Genomic DNA, 19509 nt, shown 5'->3' with positions numbered 1-19509 from the left:
TGATGTTTTCCTTTCGTTAAAAATTATTTTTTATATGCCAAGATTTCGCCCATGCGAACAGGTTCATTAACGCTTAAATGATCAGCCAAACGCACTTGATTTGCTTGGAATAAATTAATTACTGTCGAACCAAGTTTGAACCAACCCATTTCTTGACCTTTCAATAATTTGACCGCACTTTCGCCTTCATAAGTCCAAGTTTTCACTTCCCAAGTTTTCACTTCATTGTGGCGCGGTGGATTAATCACGCCCGCCCAAGTTGTGCCAATACTTGCAGTGATGGTTGCACCGACTAAAATTTGTACCATTGTGCCAAATTCAGTATCAAAAACACAAATCACGCGTTCATTACGCGCAAATAAATTCGGTACATGTTGGGCTAAAAATGGGTTCACAGAGAACAAATCACCCGGCACATAAATCATTTTACGCAGCGTACCATCGCACGGCATATGTACTCGGTGGTAATCACGAGGAGAAAGATAAGTAGTGGCAAATTCACCATTTTTAAAGGTTTCCACTAATTCTTTATCTTCTGCTAGTAAGTCTTCTAGGCTGAAAAAATGCCCTTTAGCTTGCAATAAAAGATTATCGTCAATATGACCGCACTCGCTAATGCGACCATCTGCTGGTAAACAAAGTGCGGTAGGATTTTGATTAATTGGACGCGCGTTTTCTTTTAACGGACGAATAAAAAATTCATTAAAACTTGCGTAATCAGAAAATTGTTCTTTTTGCGCAATGCTCATATCAATGTTGTATTTTTTCGCAAAAGCTTTAATTACAACATGGGTTAGCACACCCCATTTTTGTTTAGCAAACCAGCCAGCAATTTGAGTTAAATAAATTTGCGGCATGACATATTGAAATGCCACTTTTAGGCGTTGCCAATAAGAATTTGAAGTCATCATTATCTTTCCTTGTTAAAAAAAGAGGCGTGATTATAGCAATTTTTATCAAAGTGCCAACTTTTTTGATGATTGGGGGAAATAATCAAGGTAAAAAAATTGGCACACGTTGAAAGCGTGTGCCATTGTGGCGTATTAATTAGAACAAGTATCTTATACCAAGATGAGCTTGCCAATTTTGTTTAAAGTTATGCGTTGAAGAACGTTGTGCCTCGAAATAGAGTTGCGTATTTTTCGCTTTATTCATATAAGAAAGCCCAAAGCCATAAACCCACCAACTTCCTCTATTACTGAATCTCTCAACTGCAACTTCATTAAATGTGTGTTGCATTTCACCTAAAAATTCTCTTTCATACATTAGCTTGACATAAGGATGTAGATTTTTCTCATTGAAATAATCCAGCCCTGCACGAAAGCCGATTCGCCTCACTAAACTACGCATTCTTTCTGTTTTAACGCTGGCATCATGTGAGGTTTTAAATGAATAGCCATTCGTAGCGTGATAACTTAATTGTGCTTCTGGTTGGAAATAAATAACACGTTCAGCATTTTGGCTTAGGTTAAAACGTTTCCCCATTTCAGAAGAAAAAATGTATGTAGACGCCATGATGTTTGGAGATGTAATGTCTTTATTTGAATAATTAATTACATTATAGCCGCCACGATATCTAATAGCTTTTGCCCAAAAATCCAAATACAGATCGTTTTCTTTGTTTAGCCAAGCAGAATATAAACCTAACTCTTTACCATAAATATGAATTTTTCCACCAAATGTATTCAATCGTGCAGTTGAATTGATGTATCCAAATGAGAGCCCGTTGTAATTAATCCAATTTCCTCTTGCTTTAATCCAATCATAACCTGCTTTTAATCCACGATAACGATTCGTGTATCCTCTCACTTTCACAGTTTCTGTTCCGACATATTCGCCACCAAGAGATTTAACCCAAACATTTTGTTGTTTAACAATCTCTTTATTGAAATGAACCTCTCCCAAACGTTGATGTAAACTTTCAGTTAAAGTTAAATTAGATTGATAGATTAAATCATTCAACACCACTGCAGCTTGAGCTCATGAACTCAAAGTGGCAGGATGAAGATAGAAATCGTGTTTATTGTCAGTCTTAATATCGACTATTTTAGAATCTGTAGATTCACCTATGGAAAAACAGTAAGCCCCTTGTTCGGTACAGCGGACATTCAGTTTATAAATCGCTTTGTTATCTTTTTCATCGCCTCTATTTTCAACAAGTTTAAGGTATTCCTTTCCTGTTGTTTTCGCAGTCGCTTTATCTTTATCTTTATCTTCATATTCAATAATATGCGCTCCTTCACTGCTTTTTCTGGTAATCAATTGATCTGATTCACGTTTGACTATATCACCATACATTTTTAAGGTGCCTGCATTGCCTTTTAAGTTTTTTACGGAAACATTGACTAATTTCTTATTATTACCGAACTCTACAACAGCACCTTTCGATAGGTCTAATTCTTTTATCATAGAATCATTTGTTACTTTCCAACGAGCCCCATTACTCATGGTTAGATTAATAGCATTTTTCGTATTATCGATGACATCATTTTTGATAATACCATTTTCATCAAAAAATTCTTTAGCTCGCTGAATCTCAGCTTCCGTATCAGCAATCCGTTTCTTTAATTTTTCTTTTAACTTTTCACTTACTGTGGGTTTATTTAAACTTTTTGTCCAAGAATCAATTTGTTTCTTTTTACGCTCAATGTCTCTTGTATTATTGAGCATTACATTATCATCTGCATCTACTGTTTCATCAAACAGGTTTTGCTTAGATGTATAAGCTTGTTTCCCAATATGCGCTTCACCTTCAAAATAGGAGTTTTCATTACCTAAATTAACATTGACCACACCACTATTATAGGCATGAATATCCCCCTTGATTTGAACAACCTTGTCTGCTTCACCAACAATATCAACTTTGCTGTTTTTTCCCTCTACACTTATAGCGTCTCCAATACTCTTAGGATTCCCCTTGTCATCATATACAGGCGTCACATCGATATTAAGATTTCCCCGAAATGTGACTTCCATTTTAGAATCATCAGGAATATGACCTCTATTCCTTTTATTAGCCCGAGCAGTTAAGCCAACTCCATAATTTTCAGCATTCATATGACCGTTTCTCTCTACCTTGATATTCACATCACCATCGTATTCCATCATGGTTTTCGTTGGATATGCTGTATCAATATCGGTTGAACCAGTCTTATTGTTATAATGATTAATAGAAATCCCACGAGAATAGTGTGTACCTGACTTCACATCGATATTCAATGTAGAGCCTTTTTCTGAACGAACATGGTACTCCCCTACTCTGGAACTATTATTGAATAGATGAATACCATTTGATTGCTCTTTCTCAGCCTTAGTCAATTTGTCATCATCCAAATGGGTATTTATGGTATTAACGCCTTTGAAAGTCAGCAATGCAGGAGATAAACTACCTCCTATCTTATTCGTGATTTGATCGTGAGTCTGTATACCCGCAGCGGCAGCATGATTGTCGATAGTGACATTCTCAAAAGTAATCGTATTATTTCCTTCCGTACTTCCATCTGCGATTAACACAGCGCCAGTCGATATCTTTTCACTGCGTCGATAGGTAAACTTATAGTCTCCTTCTGTGATATCACGCACAATGTTATGTGTCTCAAACGTACTTGGTGCAGGAACCGTAGGATTATCCCCTAACTTCCCTTTTATAGTAATGTTATTGCTGCCACCCTGAGCTGCAATGATAAGGTAGTTTAAAGGTTTATTTGCAGTAGCTGCATCATAGGTATATGAAGTGGTTTCCCCTGCTTTTGCATACACTAAGGTATAGTTTGGATTTTCAATGACCTTTCCTTGTGCGATTAGAGGAGCTAAAAGAACAAGTAGTAATATTTTTCGATTTTTCATAATAACCTTATTTTTATAATGATTCGCTATTTTTATTTATAAATGAAATTAAAAGTGCGGAGTGTTTTAACTTCATTTTTTGTTATAGGATTCTACCTAACCGCCTAATCATACCTATACCCGATTAACTTTTAAACTAAAATTGTTTTTTTTTGAGCTATTCGGGGCGAATTTTTAGTGGTGAATAGATTGAGCTCAAATTTTGTCTAGATTAACAACACATAAAAAAAGTGTGCATAAAATTAAGGATGAAACTAATTTATCTGAATTGAAAGTAAATAAAATTTGCTCTAGTGTAAATTTGAGAAATTTATTGATTTCCCTTTGACTATCTTCGCAACAACAGGTAATATTCACGCCCTATGCAAAAGGTAAAACTACCCCTCACCGTTGATCCGGTAAAAGATGCTCAAAGACGGCTTGATTATGTTGGCTATTATGCTGCTAATCAGCTTGAGCGTTTGGCGGAATCAGTGGTAAACGTGCTCAGCGATGCACAGGTAACATTATCGTTTTATATTGATCCACAAAAATTAGTGGTGATGAAAGGTAAAGTACAAGTTGATGTTGAATTAGAATGTCAGCGTTGTAACGAACCTTACAAACAAACATTGGAATGTGAGTTTACTTATAGTCCAGTGGCTAATTGGGATCAAGCTGATGACTTGCCCGAAATTTATGAGCCAATCGAGTTCAATGAGTTTGGCGAAATAGATTTAATTGGCACGGTGGAAGATGAGCTAATTTTAGCTTTGCCGCTTGTACCAATGCATTCATCTGAACACTGTGAAGTGTCCGCGCAGGAACAGGTTTTTGGCGAATTGCCTGAAGAATTGGCAAAAAAACCGAACCCGTTCGCTGTATTAGCTAATTTAAAGCAAAAGTAAATTAAATTTAGGAGTATGGCCAATGGCTGTTCAACAAAACAAAAAATCTCGTTCACGTCGTGATATGCGTCGTTCACACGATGCTTTAACAACTGCTGCAGTATCAGTAGATAAAGCAAGCGGCGAAACTCACTTACGCCACCACGTAACTGCAGACGGTTACTATCGTGGTCGTAAAGTGATTAATAAGTAATTTTTTACTTATAGGTGTTCACTTGAACCGTCTAACCTTGGCGTTAGATGTGATGGGCGGGGACATTGGTCCCCGTATTACTATCCCTGCCTCTCTTTTAGCATTGGAAAATGATCCTATGCTTTCTTTAATCCTCTTTGGCGATAGCCAACAAATTTCTCCTCTTCTGAATAATTGCTCTCAATCCGTTTTAGAACGAATACAAGTTCAACATTGCTCAAGTGTTATCGAAAATAATCAAGGCATATCTTATGCGTTGCGTCATAGTAAAGGTACATCAATGCGTTTAGCATTGGAATCTGTACAACGTGGCGAAGCGCAAGGTTGTGTCAGTGCGGGCAATACAGGGGCGTTAATGGGGGTATCGAAGATTTTATTGCAGCCTTTACAAGGGATTGATCGACCTGCATTAATTTCATTTATTCCTACGATAAATGGTGAAAAATCGGTGATGTTAGATTTAGGCGCAAATGTGGAATGTGATGCGCAAAATCTTTATCAATTTGCACAAATGGGCGCGATTTTTGCAGAAAATCATCTTCATCTTGTTTATCCGCGCATTGGTTTATTAAATATTGGTGTAGAAGCTATTAAGGGACATCAATCTATTCGCGAAGCCGCAAATTTGTTAGAAAAATCTACCGCACTTAATTATGTTGGTTTTATTGAGGGTGATGCTTTGTTGAATGGTCGCGTAGATGTTATTGTTAGTGAGGGATTTGCTGGCAATATCGCGTTAAAAACCCTTGAGGGGGCGGCAAAAAATTTGTTGTCTTTATTTAAAAATCAATCGAGGGTATCACGTTTAAAACCGATTTTGGCGTGGATAATGCGATATTTTTTCAAACAAAGTTATCAACGCTTGAAACATATTAATCCAGACGAATATAATGGTGCATCGCTTATCGGCTTAAAAGCTGTGGTGGTGAAAAGTCACGGTAGCGCAAACGTGAATGCTTTTGCACATGCTATTGCTGATGCCGCTTTCCAAGCTCGCCAGCAACTTCCAGAAAAAATATTGGCTGGGCTTGCTCGTTATTAATGACTTAATTTTTATTTATTATGAATAGCAGAATTTTATCTACTGGTAGTTATTTACCAAGCTACATCCGCACCAATGCGGAATTGGAAAAAATGGTTGATACATCAGATGAATGGATTGTCACTCGTTCCGGTATTCGTGAACGTCGTATCGCAGCGGCAGATGAAACTGTTGCAACAATGGGATTTGAAGCAGCAAAAAATGCGATCGAAGCTGCTGAAATTAATCCTCAAGATATTGAACTGATTATTGTTGCAACTACAAGTAATTCACATGCTTATCCAAGTGCCGCGTGCCAAGTACAAGGGTTATTAAATATTGATGATGCGATTTCTTTTGATTTGGCAGCAGCTTGTACAGGCTTTGTCTATGCATTGAGCGTAGCCGATCAATTTATTCGTGCAGGAAAAGTGAAAAAAGCCTTAGTGATTGGTTCAGATCTCAATTCTCGTAAATTAGATGAAACAGATCGCAGCACTGTTGTGCTATTTGGTGATGGTGCGGGTGCTGTAATTTTAGAAGCGAGTGAACAAGAAGGAATTATTTCCACCCATTTACACGCCTCAGCTGATAAACATAATGCGCTTGTTTTAGCTCAACCTGAACGTGGTGTAGAAAAATCTGGATATATCGAGATGCAAGGTAACGAAACGTTCAAATTGGCAGTTCGTGAACTTTCAAATGTGGTGGAAGAAACCCTTTTAGCAAATAATTTAGATAAAAAAGATTTAGACTGGCTTGTACCACACCAAGCAAATTTACGTATTATTACAGCGACAGCTAAAAAATTAGAAATGGATATGTCGCAAGTGGTGGTAACGTTAGATAAATACGCTAATAATAGTGCAGCAACAGTGCCAATCGCTTTAGATGAAGCTGTTCGAGATGGCCGTATTCAACGTGGGCAGTTACTATTATTAGAAGCCTTTGGCGGTGGTTGGACTTGGGGTTCAGCGTTAGTGCGTTTCTAATTAGTTTGTTAGAATATGCAAGCGGTTTAAAAAGTGCGGTTAATTTTGACCGCACTTTTGGTATTTTATTGTCAGGTTTCGCCTGATGGCGACCTACTTTCTTTTACTCGTGTAAAAGAAAGTAGGCAAAGGAAACACGCCCCAGTTAAATCGCTGTTCTTTGCTTTGTTTCAATTTTCTTAACGGCAATTTGCTGAACTCGCTGCGCTCAAACAGACGCAAATTGCCTAAAAATTGAAAGTCGCAAAGGCGATTTATATGGGGCCCCGAATTTATCGGAGCATTATTTAAAAAGTGTGGTTAATTTTAAGTTCATTTTAAGAACAAAAAATATTTTGAGTTTTGACTGCACTTTAAATCGGAGAAAGAACAAATTGGGTTCCCTTCTTTTCCACCTTTGTGGAATTGAATTTGTAGGAAATTTTCGTCTGTTTGAGCGCAGCGAGTTCAGAAAATTTCCGTTAAGCAAATTCAATGGAACAAAGGAAACAAGGAAAAGCAGGGTCGCTTTTCTTTTTGCTTACTTTTTCTTTGGCGAGGCAAAGAAAAAGTAAGTCGCCATCGGCGAAACCCTGATGTCAATTATCGAAAAATATTTTTAATTAAAACAATAGGACAAAACATAATGAAAAAATTCGCAATGGTCTTCCCAGGCCAAGGCTCCCAAACTGTCGGTATGCTTGCTGATCTTGCCACTGAATATCCAATCGTTACTGAAACATTTAAACAAGCATCTGATGCGCTTGGATATGATTTATGGCATCTTGTTCAACAAGGCCCAGCTGAAGAACTTAATAAAACTTGGCAAACACAGCCCGCACTTTTGGCAGCGTCAGTCGCTATTTATCGTGTATGGCAAGAAAAATTTCCTCAATTAAAACCAGAAGTGATGGCAGGCCATAGCTTAGGTGAATATTCTGCGTTAGTTTGTGCTGGCGTGTTGGATTTCCAAGATGCGATTAAATTAGTGGAATTGCGCGGAAAATTAATGCAACAAGCTGTGCCTGAAGGTACTGGTGCAATGTATGCGATTATTGGTTTGGATAATGAAGCAATTATTAATGCTTGTAAACAAGCAGAGGAGGGTGAAGTTGTATCTGCGGTGAACTTTAACTCACCAGGCCAAGTCGTTATCGCTGGAGCGAAAGCTGCAGTTGAGCGTGCGACTGCATTATGTAAAGAAGCGGGGGCGAAGCGTGCATTGCCGTTAGCTGTGAGCGCACCTTCTCACTGTGCATTAATGAAACCTGCAGCCGAGCAATTAGCGGTAACACTTGAGAATATTCAAATTAATACACCAACAACATCGGTATTAAATAACGTTGATGTGAAAGCTGAAACTGAAGGTGCAGAAATTCGTACCGCACTTGTTCGTCAGTTATATAGCCCAGTTCGTTGGACTGAAACAGTTGAAAAAATGGCGCAAGATGGTGTTCAAGCGTTTGTTGAAGTGGGGCCGGGTAAAGTATTAAATGGTTTAACCAAACGCATTGTGGGTGATTTACAAGCTATATCAGTAAATGATGTTGCATCATTCAATGCTGTAGAAGAATTTTTAGCGTAAAAGGAAGAAAAAATGCAAGGTAAAATTGCTTTAGTGACAGGGGCTACCCGTGGTATCGGTCGTGCGATTGCAGAAGAACTTAGCTCAAAAGGTGCATTTGTAATTGGTACTGCAACATCTGAAAAAGGTGCAGAGGCAATTTCTGCATATTTAGGAGATAAAGGTAAAGGTTTAGTTTTAAACGTAACGGATAAGGAATCTATCGAAACTTTACTTGAGCAAATTAAAAATGATTTTGGCGATATTGATATTCTCGTGAATAACGCTGGTATTACTCGCGATAATTTATTGATGCGTATGAAAGATGATGAGTGGTTTGATATTATGCAAACTAACTTAACTTCGGTGTATCATCTTTCTAAAGCCATGTTACGTTCAATGATGAAAAAACGTTTTGGTCGCATCATCAATATTGGTTCAGTGGTGGGGTCAATGGGTAATCCAGGACAAGCTAACTATTGTGCAGCAAAAGCGGGTGTGATCGGTTTTTCTAAATCTTTAGCAAAAGAAGTGGCTGCACGAGGTATTACTGTAAATGTGGTTGCACCAGGTTTTATTGCAACGGATATGACAGAAGTGCTTACTGATGAACAAAAAACGGGTATTTTATCTAATGTTCCAGCCGGTCGTTTAGGCGAAGCCAAAGATATTGCTAAAGCTGTAGCTTTCTTAGCTTCTGATGATGCGGCTTACATTACAGGCACAACGTTGCATGTAAATGGTGGTTTATATATGAGCTAATGCTGAAAATCAGTATTTCTCTTTATTTAGACTTGAGTGGCGTTCTAAACACAAAATCATAGCCAAAGATTTTAGATAATGTTAGAATCCCATTCGCAGTGTAGCTTGGTTACGCCTTGAGCGTATGCAAAGGTACGTAACTATTTTTAATGTGTGTATTCAGATTGTCCATTTTGTGGTGCGACCAGCCTATAAAATAGTTGCAAGTTGATAAAAAATACATACACTAACCGCTCTTTTATGAGTTAAAACCAACAAAATAGGAAAAACAAATGAGTATTGAAGAACGCGTGAAAAAAATCATCGTTGAACAATTAGGTGTTAAAGAAGAAGATGTTAAATCTGAAGCTTCTTTCGTTGAAGATTTAGGTGCGGACTCTTTAGACACAGTTGAATTAGTAATGGCTTTAGAAGAAGAATTCGATATCGAAATTCCAGATGAAGAAGCTGAAAAAATCACAACTGTTCAATCTGCGATTGACTACGTGCAAAACAATCAATAATTTCAAGTTGGGCGACTTTTTAAGTCGCCTAATTTTTTTCAAAAATTTCTTTCTAAAATTACCGCACTTTTCTCTTATTCCAGCATTGTAAAATTGATCTAAATTATCTTTTACTTAAAATCTTGGTTTAAATTTTAAAAAATTATTTAGTTATATGCCTAAAAAGAAGTATTATTTGCATAGTTTTTCGTTTTTGAGGTGTTTATGCTTTACTTAGAATTTTTATTTTTACTATTAATGCTCTATATCGGTAGCCGTTACGGTGGTATCGGATTAGGTGTTGTTTCTGGTATCGGTCTTGCTATAGAAGTTTTCGTATTCCGTATGCCAGTGGGGAAAGCACCGATTGATGTAATGCTCATCATTCTTGCGGTGGTGACTTGTGCATCCGTACTTGAAGCTGCAGGCGGTTTGAAATTTATGTTACAAATTGCCGAACGCATTCTCCGTAAAAATCCAAAACGTGTCACTTTACTCGGCCCATTAGTCGTGTATTTATTAACGTTTATGCTTGGTACTGGTCACTCTGTTTACACAATTATGCCAATCATTGGTGATGTTGCATTGAAAAACAAAATCCGTCCAGAACGTCCAATGGCGGCGTCTTCGGTGGCATCTCAATTAGCCATCACATCTAGTCCACTCTCTGCCGCTGTTGTCTTCTATCTAGGTAAAATTACTGCAATGCCTGGTTTTGAGCATATTAGTTTGTTAGATATTATTTGTGTGACAGTTCCTGCAACCTTAGCAGGTACGATAGCGCTTTCTTTATATAGTATGCGTCGTGGTAAAGAGTTGGAACAAGATCCTGAATATCAACGTCGTTTACAAGATCCCGTATGGAGCGAACGTATTTTAAATACCACAAGCACAACATTGAATGAAGCCCTTCCACAAGGCGCTAAAAAATCTGTTTATTTGTTCTTATTAGCCTTGGTGGTGATTGTTGCGATTGCGATGATTCCTGAAATTCGTACTATCGGTAGCGGAAAAGCAATTTCCATGTCGCTAATCATCCAAATGATGATGCTTTGTTTTGGTGGTGTGATTTTACTCGCAACGAAAACGAATCCTCAAATCGTGCCAAATGGCGTGGTATTTAAGTCTGGTATGGTGGCAGCGATTGCGATTTATGGTATTGCTTGGATGAGTGATACTTACTTCCAATATGCAATGCCAGAATTTAAAGCTGCGATTACTGATATGGTTCAAACTTATCCTTGGACATTCGCGTTAGCATTATTTGCAGTTTCTGTCGTAATTAACAGCCAAGCTGCAACCGCAGTTATGTTATTACCTGTTGGTATTGGCTTAGGTATTCCAGCACCAATCTTGGTTGGTTTAATGCCAGCAACTTATGCCTATTTCTTCATTCCAAATTATCCATCAGACATTGCAACAGTAAACTTTGACGTAACGGGTACAACGAAAATTGGTAAATATTATTTTAACCACAGTTTCATGGTGCCAGGTTTAATTGGGGTTGTTGTCGCTTGCTTAGTCGGTGTTTCTATGGCGGAATTAGTGATTCGCTAATTTACACACAAACTAAATCCTTTTAATATAAAAGCACCTTTGAATGGTGCTTTTATTTTATGACAACCTACATCGCCTACGGCAATATAAATCAACCTTTTTCTGTGGAATCGTTACCCGATGAACTGATTCCAGAAAATCTATATCAAATTGAAACAGATAGCTCGCGTGTTTTTCAGCGTCATCAGTGTCGTCGGCTTGCTCACTTATTGCTTTTCCAACTTCTAAAAATATCAGGAAAATCCACCGCACTTTTATCTCAAATTCATCGTACTGAAAGTGGCAGACCTTATTTTCTTGATGAGCGAATAGATTTTAATATCAGCCATTCAGGTGATTGGGTGGCGGTAATATTAGATATTAGAAATGAAGAAAAAAGTGCGGTGGGAATTGATATTGAATTTCCTAAAATAAGAAATTTTACGGCGTTGATGGAACATATTGCACCAAAAGAAGAAATTGATTGGTTTCATCATCAGCAGGATTCTTTGAAGGCTTTTTATCGTTGTTGGTGTTTGAGAGAGGCTGTATTGAAATCTCAAGGATTTGGAATCGTAAAATTATCCAATGTTCGTCATTTTCCTGAACAACAAAAAATTTTTTCAGATTATTGTCCGCAGGGGCAGTTATGGTTTACTGATGAACTCCCTGTTTATTTAGCCGCTTTTGTCAATCATCAAGAAAAATTACCGCACTTTTATGAATGGAGTGGGGAAAGTTTACAGATAAAAGAACTTCAAAAATTCGTTCTTTATAATGTGAATTAATCAAGAAAATCTTTGTGTAAAATCAAGGATTTTTTATTGCCTAAAAAGCCTTGTATTTTCATAGACGCGCCCCATTTATTTAGCTAAACTCTTAACAATTTTTGACAAATGGAGAATGAAATGTCACAGAACGGTTCAGATCTCGATCCTTGGAGTAAACCAGGGCAAAGCAACGACCAACAGCCGGGAAATTCATCCAATAATAATGGATGGAATAACAATCAAAATCGTGGAAATCAAGAGCAATCTCCGCCAGATATTGAGGAGATTTTTAATAACCTTCTCAGAAAATTAGGTGGTGGAAATAAAAAGAGCGGTCAAAACAATGGTAGTTCTCAAAACAATACGCCATTTAATTTTGGAAAAGTGGTGCCGCTTGCTGTTGCCATTGGTGCGATTATTTGGGGCGTAAGTGGTTTCTACACCATTAAAGAGGCTGAGCGTGGTGTGGTGCTTCGTTTTGGTGAGTTGCATTCTATTGTTCAACCAGGGTTGAACTGGAAACCAACATTTGTAGATAAAGTATTGCCAGTGAATGTAGAGCAAGTTAAAGAACTTCGCACACAAGGTTCAATGCTGACTAAAGATGAAAATATGGTTCGTGTAGAAATGACTGTGCAATATCGCGTGCAAGATCCTGCAAAATATCGTTTTAGCGTGACGAATGCGGATGACAGTCTAGGTCAAGCAACTGACAGTGCATTGCGTTATGTGATCGGCCATATGTCAATGAATGATATTTTAACAACAGGCCGTGCGGTTGTTCGTGAAGATACGTGGAAAGCGTTAAATGACATTATTAAATCCTATGATATGGGACTTGAGGTTATTGATGTGAACTTCCAATCTGCGCGCCCACCTGAAGAAGTAAAAGATGCGTTTGATGATGCGATTAAAGCGCAGGAAGATGAACAACGTTTTATTCGTGAAGCGGAAGCCTATGCCCGAGAGAAAGAGCCGATTGCGCGTGGTGATGCACAACGTATTATTGAAGAAGCGACAGCTTATAAAGATCGTATCGTGTTAGATGCACGAGGCGAAGTGGAACGTTTGCAGCGTTTGTTGCCTGAATTTAAAGCTGCACCAGATTTACTACGTGAGCGTTTATATATTCAAACCATGGAAAAAGTCATGGCAAATACGTCAAAAGTGATGCTTGATGGCAATAATGGTAACAATTTAACTGTGTTACCGTTAGAACAAATCATGGGTAAAAAAGTATCAGCTAAAGCGCCAGCCGTAACAGAAAGAGCGGTAGAATCTGCGCCTGTTTTATCACAGCCAGAGCGTATTAATCATTCTTCAATCCAACTACCAAGCACTGTTGAGCCGATTCGCCAAGGGAGATTTAACTAATGCGTAAATTTTTATTACCAGCTATTTTTGTCATTGCGGCAGTGGTGTATTCCAGTGTCGTGGTCGTGACGGAAGGTACTCGCGGTATTATGTTGCGATTCAACAAAGTACAGCGTGATGCAGATAACAAAGTGGTTGTCTATGAGCCAGGCTTGCATTTTAAAGTGCCTTTGATTGATAGCATTAAAGTTTTAGATGCACGTATTCGTACTTTAGATGGATCGGCAACACGTTTTGTTACTGTTGAGAAAAAAGACTTGCTAGTAGATTCTTATGTGAAATGGAAGATTAGTGATTTTGGTCGATTCTACACATCTACTGGTGGTGGCGATTATACCCAAGCTTCAAGCTTGTTAAGTCGTAAAGTAAACGACCGTTTGCGTTCTGAAATTGGTACAAGAACCATTAAAGATATCGTTTCTGGTACGCGTGGTGAATTAATGGAAGGCGCCAAAAAAGCTTTAAATTCAGGGCAAGATAGTACGGCAGAATTGGGTATTGAAGTGATTGATGTGCGTGTAAAACAAATTAATTTACCGGACGAAGTATCTTCTTCAATTTACCAACGTATGCGTGCAGAACGTGATGCAGTCGCGCGTGAACACCGTTCTCAAGGTAAAGAAAAAGCTGCATTTATCCAAGCAGATGTAGATCGTAAAGTGACGTTGATTCTTGCTAATGCAAATAAAACTGCACAAGAATTACGAGGTTCAGGCGATGCTGCAGCGGCAAAATTATATTCAGATGCTTTTGCACAAGAGCCTCAATTCTTTACTTTTGTACGTAGCTTAAAAGCCTATGAAGCGAGTTTTGCAAATTCTGACAATATTATGATTTTAAAACCAGATAGTGATTTCTTCCGCTTTATGCAGGCACCGAAGAAATAGATTTAAAATTGATAAAAACACCTTCATCGTGAAGGTGTTTTTTTATAGCCAGCGTCTTACTTTTTGTTTGTAACGACGATATTCATCGCCAAATTTACTTTCCAAATAGGCTTCTTCTCGAGCTATTTGAAAGCGATTCATAACTAGTATAAAGACAATCACGCCTAACCAAGCCAAACTATTACCTAACCAAAGAGCCCACGCAATTAACATTAACAGCAAACTTAAATACATTGGATTACGGCTAAATCGAAATATGCCTGTAGAAACTAATTGTGTTGTATGTTTAAAGTCATGAGGATTGATGGTCGTTTTGCGTATAAAAAATTGTAATACACTGCCTCCAGCAATCAAAAATGAAAGAGTAATGACAAAGGCAATAACTGCAAAATGGACAGAGTAACTAGTTACTTTTGGCAAAAAATACATTGCAGCGCCAATTAATAAACAGAGTAGTGGTGGTGGAATAAATAACATCGCTAAATCTCATTAATAAAAATGCCGCCTAGTGATAGACGGCATGTAAAGTGCGGTCAAAATTTATTTTAATTTTGCTTTAATCGCTTCTGCTACAAGTTCAGCTTCAGGCCCTAAAATGACTTGTAATCCATCATTGCCTAATTTTACATTACCTTTTGAACCAAGCGCTTTAAGTTGATCTTCATTAATATTGTGATGGTCAACTAAAGTTAAGCGTAAACGAGTGATACAAGCATCCACAGTTTTGAAGTTTTCTGAACCACCTAAAGCCGCAATAAATTTCACCGCTCTTTCTTCGCGAGATTGATTGCTTTGTGTTGGGGCTGCAGCTGTTTCTGCTTTATTTTCACGTCCTAGCGTTTTGAGATTAAAGGCATTAATTGCAAAACGGAACACAAAATAATAGATAGCAAAGAATACAATACCTTGTACAAGCAACATATACCAGCTAACAGCAAGTGGATTGCGGCTAGAAAGTACCATATCCACTAAACCAGCACTAAAGCCGAATCCTGCAATCCAGTGCATTGTAGCTGCAATGAAGACAGAGATACCCGTTAATAATGCATGCAATACATAAAGTACAGGTGCAACAAACATGAATGAGAATTCAAGCGGTTCAGTGATTCCTGTAAAGAAAGAAGCTAATGCACCCGCAAGCATAATTGAGGCCACTTGTACTTTTTGATTTGGTTTTGCACAGTGATAAATCGCAAGGGCAGCACCTGGTAAACCAAACATCATCACTGGGAAGAAACCAGCTTGATACATACCAGTTACACCCACAGTTGCAGTGCCTTCGGCAATGGATTTAGCACCGCCCAAGAAGTTTGGAATATCGTTGATACCCGCTACATCAAACCAGAATACAGAGTTTAAGGCATGGTGTAAGCCAACAGGAATTAATAAGCGGTTGAAGAAACCGTAGATTCCCGCACCTACTGCACCTAAATCTTTGATGGATTCACCAAATGAAACGAGCGCGTTGAAAATATGAGGCCAAATATAGAGTAAGGCAAATGATACGGCTATCATCACGAAAGAAACCAAAATTGGCACGAGGCGTTTCCCGCTAAAGAACGAAAGTGCCTTTGGTAATTCAACTTGATAGAAACGGTTGTAAAGTTCAGCTGAAATCACACCAATTAAAATCCCTATAAATTGGTTATTGATTTTTTTGAATGCTGCTGGCACTTCACTAATATCAATGTGTTGTAATTGTGCTACACCAGTAGGGGAAAGTAGGGTAGTTACTACGTAGAAACCAACAAGACCTGAAAGTGCGGCGGAACCGTGTTTGTCTTTTGCAAGACCAAACGCTACGCCTACTGCGAAGAGTAAGCCCATGTTGTCAATAATTGCTGCGCCAGATTTAATTAATAATGCGGCTAATTGACTGTTTGCACCCCAACCATCTGGGTCAATCCAATAGCCAATACCCATTAATAATGCCGCAGCAGGTAAGGCTGCCACAGGTACCATTAAGGCTTGACCGATTTTTTGTGCGTAACTAAGTACACTCATATAATCTCCTTAATTTTTATATTTTGATGAAATCAAAAGGCTTGAGCCCATTCTTTGCCTCAAGCCTTATACATTATTCTATGCCAAATTATTCAACGGTCAATTTTTTACCATCGTAGCTAATGGCTTTGACGCTGGTTAACGCTTTACCACCGTCAGTTTCACCGCCGATGAGCAATACTTTATTGTTGTAAGACACAGAGAAACCATAGCCAATATTCATTGGTAATTCACCAATGATGCTCCATTTACCGTTATTTAAAGTATAAACTTCGTTATGCCATGTTTTGGTTAAACCTTTATGCGCATGAAGTTTGCCTTCTTTGAATTGTTTAATTGAACCAGGGAAGTTTGCTCCACCCGTGACTAAATAATGACCATGGCTATAGCCTGCGAGTGCGCCGGCTAAACCATCTTGTGATTTACCTTTTGGCGCAGGTAAGTCAGGTAAGTTTTTCCATTGCACACCTTTAGCAGTGAATTTACCTTGATGCGTTTCTGCGGTACGAAGACCTGGTTTCACTTCACCATTAACAACCACTAAGTCATTACCTTGGATAGTGAATGCCGCGCCAGCACGGCCAGAGAATGGAATACGACCTTCATTGCGCCATTTATTGGTTGATGGTTCATAGCTCAATAATTCTGTTGTGAAGAAATAATCTTCTGGACGTTGATCGAAATAAGCGGCTGCGATTTCATCTTTTTTTGCTTTATCTTCACCAGCTGCTACGGTGTCTTGGAAGAAACCATTAAATATAGAGAGGTTAGAACCACCTAAAATATAAACTTTATCACCGTGAGATGCGCTGCTTGAACCCACTAAACCACGCGGAGAGCGGGTAGGAAGTTTCATCCAAGTATTATCAGCTGGATTGTAGCTGTAAGCGTCATTAACAAGTTGAAGTTCGCCCTTTTCATTTTTTTGCAAACCACCGAATACATAAAGTTTTCCATCTACAGCTGCTGCAACAGGTTGATTACGTTCACCACCAGGGAATGCTGCAATTTCTTTCCATTGTGCAGTAGGATCTTTTAAGTCTAAAGAATAGAATTTATTGCCACCAGAACCTAAGCCTACATATACGGTATCACCGATGAGTGCGCCCGTTCCGCTTTTGATGCCTACTGGTAAATCTGGATAGGCTTGTGCGTTAGCTGAAAATGCAACAGTTGCAAAAAGTGCGGCGCATAATGCTGTTTTTGTCAATTTCATAATAAACCTCATTTATTAAGTTATGTTTATGGGTTGCTATTCATAAAACCGCATTGAATAGGATTTATTTTATAAAAAAAGTGCGGTTATAAAAGCCTTGCTTTTTTTAACCGCACTTTAGTGTTAAGACATCAATAGATTTGGCACAAAAGTAATGATTTGTGGGAAAATCGTAATTAATACTAATGTTAAGAATATTGGGATTAAGAACGGCAATATACCTTTAGCTACAGTAGATACAGACATGTTACCCACACGCGCCACCACAAAGAGAGCCATTCCCATTGGCGGTGTTAAGATACCGATCATCATATTCAAAGTCGTCATTACACCAAAGAATACTAAGTCGATATTAAATTGCATTGCGATTGGAATTAACATTGGTAATACCAAGAATTGCAATGCTAATGCATCAATGAACATACCCAAGAAGAGCAAGAGCGCATTGATCATGACTAATACCATAAGTGGCGAATCAGCTACAGCAACGAATACATCTGCAATACGCATTGCAACTTGTTCACGCGCGATCATATCTCCGAAGAAGGTCACAGTCATAATCATTAATGCAACCACACCCGTAATCGCCATAGCTTCAACACAGCTATTGAAGAGCATTTTCATGGTTAATTCTTTATAAACGAATTTACCAATGATGACGGAGTAAGTCGCAGCAACAACGGCAGATTCTGTTGGGCTAAATAAGCCAGAGAAGATACCACCGATGATGAGTAATGGGGTTAAAATTGCCCAGAACGCTTTTTTGAATGATGTGCAAAGTTCTCCACGAGTTGCTTTTGGTGTTCTTGGATAACCACGTTTTTTAGAGATGTAGTAGTTCATGAACATCAAGGCAATCGTAACGAGTACGCCTGGTACAAAACCTGCAACGAAGAGTTTCGCAATGGATTCGTTGGCGATTACACCGTAAATAATCATGGCGATACTTGGTGGAACTAATGGACCGATGATACAAGATGCTGCAGTGATACCACCACAAATATCGTCATCATAACCTGCATCGCGCATAGCCTTGATTTCTAATTGACCTAAGCCACCTGCATCAGCAAGTGCAGAACCTGACATTCCTGAGAACAATAAACTTGCACCAATATTTACATGACCCATACCACCAGTGTAGTGACCGAGTAAGGCTTTTGCGAAGTTAAAGATACGTTCTGTGATACCGCCAGTATTCATTAAAATACCCGTTAGGATATAGAACGGCACAGCAAGTAATGAGAAACTATCTAAACTCATGGTCAGTTTTTCAGCTGCTGCGTTTGCCACATTCCATCGGGTCATGGAGAAATAAAGCAATGTGGTGATGAATAATGACCAACCTACCGGCACACCAAGGAACATAATAACTAGCCAGAATATTAGGGCAACGTATACAGAGTTAGAACCAAATTTCACATATTCTGTAATGCGTAATACTTTGTACCACTCTGGGAACGTAAATAAAATGCCTAATAAAATGACCGCACTTACAATGAAAAATGTCGCCGGTAAATAGCTTTTATCTTCTTTAAAATTGTCCGCTTGTGCTTGGAAGAAGCGCACTAACATTAGGATAGAAATGATCGGTAAAGAAGCGTAAATCCATTTTTCTGAAATTCCACCTAATGCATCAATCGGGAAACTAGAGCCAAGGAAAGTTTTGATACCAAAATGAATAAAGAAAATAATACCAAGGAAAATCACTAACTGTACAAAAGAGTTTGCGACTTTTTTAACTGAAGGTGGCATTAAATTGGTTAAGAAATCAATGTAAACGTGTTCTTGTTTGCGGATAGCAACACTAATACCGAGCATACCTACATATACAAACAATAATTTAGCGAGTTCTTCACTCCAAATTAACGGCGAGTGGAAAGCTTGACGGAATAGAATTTGGGCTACAAGAATACCGAAGATGACAAGGAACAGTACGCCACCAATCCATTCTTCAAGTTTGTTAAAAAATTTCATACTTCACTCCGAGAGATTGTGG

At 38.4% G+C, this 19509-nt stretch carries 18 protein-coding genes; 11 read left to right on the top strand and 7 right to left on the bottom strand.

Annotation, left to right across the window (positions count from 1 at the left end; genetic code table 11):
* Nucleotides 1–23 precede the first annotated feature (23 nt).
* The 3 genes from asd to DV424_RS03410 all read right to left on the bottom strand — a co-directional run bounded on the left by asd (nucleotide 24) and on the right by DV424_RS03410 (nucleotide 3846).
* Nucleotides 24–908 (bottom strand): archaetidylserine decarboxylase, encoded by an 885-nt coding sequence (gene asd / locus DV424_RS03420; protein WP_192880643.1) that lies wholly within the window; start codon nucleotides 906–908, stop codon nucleotides 24–26.
* Nucleotides 909–1047: 139 nt separating this feature from the next.
* Complete coding sequence (locus tag DV424_RS03415; RefSeq protein ID WP_204628225.1) at nucleotides 1048–1965, bottom strand: autotransporter outer membrane beta-barrel domain-containing protein; 918 nt, start codon at nucleotides 1963–1965, stop codon at nucleotides 1048–1050.
* A gap of 15 nt (nucleotides 1966–1980) precedes the next feature.
* Nucleotides 1981–3846, bottom strand: coding sequence for a pertactin-like passenger domain-containing protein (locus DV424_RS03410; RefSeq protein ID WP_118859078.1), 1866 nt, complete (start codon nucleotides 3844–3846; stop codon nucleotides 1981–1983).
* 362 nt (nucleotides 3847–4208) lie between these two features.
* On the opposite strand from DV424_RS03410, the gene yceD reads away from it, so the two are divergent.
* The 11 genes from yceD (at nucleotide 4209) to hflC (ending at nucleotide 14293) form a co-directional block, all read left to right on the top strand.
* On the top strand, nucleotides 4209–4733 hold the full coding sequence (yceD, locus tag DV424_RS03405; protein ID WP_118859077.1) for a 23S rRNA accumulation protein YceD: 525 nt from the start codon (nucleotides 4209–4211) through the stop codon (nucleotides 4731–4733).
* A 22-nt stretch (nucleotides 4734–4755) separates the two neighbouring features.
* Nucleotides 4756–4926 carry a 50S ribosomal protein L32 gene (rpmF, locus tag DV424_RS03400; RefSeq protein ID WP_005544470.1) on the top strand — a complete coding sequence of 57 codons (171 nt, stop codon included), beginning with the start codon at nucleotides 4756–4758 and terminating at the stop codon, nucleotides 4924–4926.
* 22 nt (nucleotides 4927–4948) lie between these two features.
* Nucleotides 4949–5968 (top strand): phosphate acyltransferase PlsX, encoded by a 1020-nt coding sequence (gene plsX, locus DV424_RS03395; protein ID WP_118859076.1) that lies wholly within the window; start codon nucleotides 4949–4951, stop codon nucleotides 5966–5968.
* Between the two features lie 20 nt (nucleotides 5969–5988).
* Nucleotides 5989–6939 (top strand): beta-ketoacyl-ACP synthase III, encoded by a 951-nt coding sequence (locus DV424_RS03390; RefSeq protein WP_118859075.1) that lies wholly within the window; start codon nucleotides 5989–5991, stop codon nucleotides 6937–6939.
* Between the two features lie 625 nt (nucleotides 6940–7564).
* Nucleotides 7565–8503 (top strand): ACP S-malonyltransferase, encoded by a 939-nt coding sequence (gene fabD / locus DV424_RS03375; protein ID WP_118859073.1) that lies wholly within the window; start codon nucleotides 7565–7567, stop codon nucleotides 8501–8503.
* A 12-nt stretch (nucleotides 8504–8515) separates the two neighbouring features.
* The gene (fabG, locus tag DV424_RS03370; protein ID WP_118859072.1) at nucleotides 8516–9244 is read left to right on the top strand and encodes a 3-oxoacyl-ACP reductase FabG; all 729 of its coding nucleotides are present in this window, start codon (nucleotides 8516–8518) and stop codon (nucleotides 9242–9244) included.
* A gap of 272 nt (nucleotides 9245–9516) precedes the next feature.
* Nucleotides 9517–9747 (top strand): acyl carrier protein, encoded by a 231-nt coding sequence (acpP, locus tag DV424_RS03365; protein WP_005627318.1) that lies wholly within the window; start codon nucleotides 9517–9519, stop codon nucleotides 9745–9747.
* Between the two features lie 204 nt (nucleotides 9748–9951).
* Nucleotides 9952–11283, top strand: a complete 1332-nt coding sequence (locus DV424_RS03360) for an anaerobic C4-dicarboxylate transporter (protein ID WP_118859071.1) — start codon at nucleotides 9952–9954, stop codon at nucleotides 11281–11283.
* Nucleotides 11284–11342: 59 nt separating this feature from the next.
* Nucleotides 11343–12050 carry a 4'-phosphopantetheinyl transferase family protein gene (locus DV424_RS03355; RefSeq protein WP_118859070.1) on the top strand — a complete coding sequence of 236 codons (708 nt, stop codon included), beginning with the start codon at nucleotides 11343–11345 and terminating at the stop codon, nucleotides 12048–12050.
* Nucleotides 12051–12170: 120 nt separating this feature from the next.
* On the top strand, nucleotides 12171–13406 hold the full coding sequence (gene hflK, locus DV424_RS03350) for an FtsH protease activity modulator HflK (protein WP_192880638.1): 1236 nt from the start codon (nucleotides 12171–12173) through the stop codon (nucleotides 13404–13406).
* The gene (gene hflC / locus DV424_RS03345; RefSeq protein ID WP_118859068.1) at nucleotides 13406–14293 is read left to right on the top strand and encodes a protease modulator HflC; all 888 of its coding nucleotides are present in this window, start codon (nucleotides 13406–13408) and stop codon (nucleotides 14291–14293) included. The genes hflK and hflC overlap by 1 nt, the downstream gene beginning before the upstream one ends.
* 42 nt (nucleotides 14294–14335) lie before the next feature.
* Here the strand turns inward: hflC and DV424_RS03340 are convergent, their stop codons facing one another.
* The 4 genes from DV424_RS03340 to DV424_RS03325 all read right to left on the bottom strand — a co-directional run bounded on the left by DV424_RS03340 (nucleotide 14336) and on the right by DV424_RS03325 (nucleotide 19487).
* Nucleotides 14336–14770, bottom strand: a complete 435-nt coding sequence (locus DV424_RS03340) for a methyltransferase family protein (RefSeq protein WP_118859067.1) — start codon at nucleotides 14768–14770, stop codon at nucleotides 14336–14338.
* 63 nt (nucleotides 14771–14833) lie between these two features.
* A complete protein-coding gene (nagE, locus tag DV424_RS03335) occupies nucleotides 14834–16297 on the bottom strand; it encodes an N-acetylglucosamine-specific PTS transporter subunit IIBC (protein WP_118859066.1) in 1464 nt (487 codons plus the stop codon).
* 88 nt (nucleotides 16298–16385) lie between these two features.
* Nucleotides 16386–17513: an N-acetylneuraminate epimerase gene (locus tag DV424_RS03330; RefSeq protein ID WP_192880637.1), complete on the bottom strand. Its 1128-nt coding sequence runs from the start codon at nucleotides 17511–17513 to the stop codon at nucleotides 16386–16388.
* Between the two features lie 123 nt (nucleotides 17514–17636).
* Nucleotides 17637–19487 carry a TRAP transporter large permease subunit gene (locus tag DV424_RS03325; RefSeq protein WP_118859064.1) on the bottom strand — a complete coding sequence of 617 codons (1851 nt, stop codon included), beginning with the start codon at nucleotides 19485–19487 and terminating at the stop codon, nucleotides 17637–17639.
* Nucleotides 19488–19509 lie beyond the last annotated feature (22 nt).

Origin of the sequence: Haemophilus haemolyticus (assembly GCF_003493605.1) — a bacterium.
Taxonomy (GTDB): domain Bacteria; phylum Pseudomonadota; class Gammaproteobacteria; order Enterobacterales; family Pasteurellaceae; genus Haemophilus; species Haemophilus haemolyticus_J.
This window is presented reverse-complemented; position numbering and strand designations above follow the sequence as displayed.

Coding starts and splice junctions, on each gene's coding strand:
- rpmF (WP_005544470.1), top strand. CDS start 4,756: ATGGCTGTTCAACAAAACAAAAAATCTCGTTCACGTCGTGATATGCGT.
- hflK (WP_192880638.1), top strand. CDS start 12,171: ATGTCACAGAACGGTTCAGATCTCGATCCTTGGAGTAAACCAGGGCAA.
- DV424_RS03325 (WP_118859064.1), bottom strand. CDS start 19,487: ATGAAATTTTTTAACAAACTTGAAGAATGGATTGGTGGCGTACTGTTC.
- fabD (WP_118859073.1), top strand. CDS start 7,565: ATGAAAAAATTCGCAATGGTCTTCCCAGGCCAAGGCTCCCAAACTGTC.
- DV424_RS03410 (WP_118859078.1), bottom strand. CDS start 3,846: ATGAAAAATCGAAAAATATTACTACTTGTTCTTTTAGCTCCTCTAATC.
- acpP (WP_005627318.1), top strand. CDS start 9,517: ATGAGTATTGAAGAACGCGTGAAAAAAATCATCGTTGAACAATTAGGT.
- DV424_RS03360 (WP_118859071.1), top strand. CDS start 9,952: ATGCTTTACTTAGAATTTTTATTTTTACTATTAATGCTCTATATCGGT.
- nagE (WP_118859066.1), bottom strand. CDS start 16,297: ATGAGTGTACTTAGTTACGCACAAAAAATCGGTCAAGCCTTAATGGTA.
- DV424_RS03330 (WP_192880637.1), bottom strand. CDS start 17,513: ATGAAATTGACAAAAACAGCATTATGCGCCGCACTTTTTGCAACTGTT.
- yceD (WP_118859077.1), top strand. CDS start 4,209: ATGCAAAAGGTAAAACTACCCCTCACCGTTGATCCGGTAAAAGATGCT.
- DV424_RS03355 (WP_118859070.1), top strand. CDS start 11,343: ATGACAACCTACATCGCCTACGGCAATATAAATCAACCTTTTTCTGTG.
- DV424_RS03390 (WP_118859075.1), top strand. CDS start 5,989: ATGAATAGCAGAATTTTATCTACTGGTAGTTATTTACCAAGCTACATC.
- asd (WP_192880643.1), bottom strand. CDS start 908: ATGACTTCAAATTCTTATTGGCAACGCCTAAAAGTGGCATTTCAATAT.
- fabG (WP_118859072.1), top strand. CDS start 8,516: ATGCAAGGTAAAATTGCTTTAGTGACAGGGGCTACCCGTGGTATCGGT.
- hflC (WP_118859068.1), top strand. CDS start 13,406: ATGCGTAAATTTTTATTACCAGCTATTTTTGTCATTGCGGCAGTGGTG.
- DV424_RS03340 (WP_118859067.1), bottom strand. CDS start 14,770: ATGTTATTTATTCCACCACCACTACTCTGTTTATTAATTGGCGCTGCA.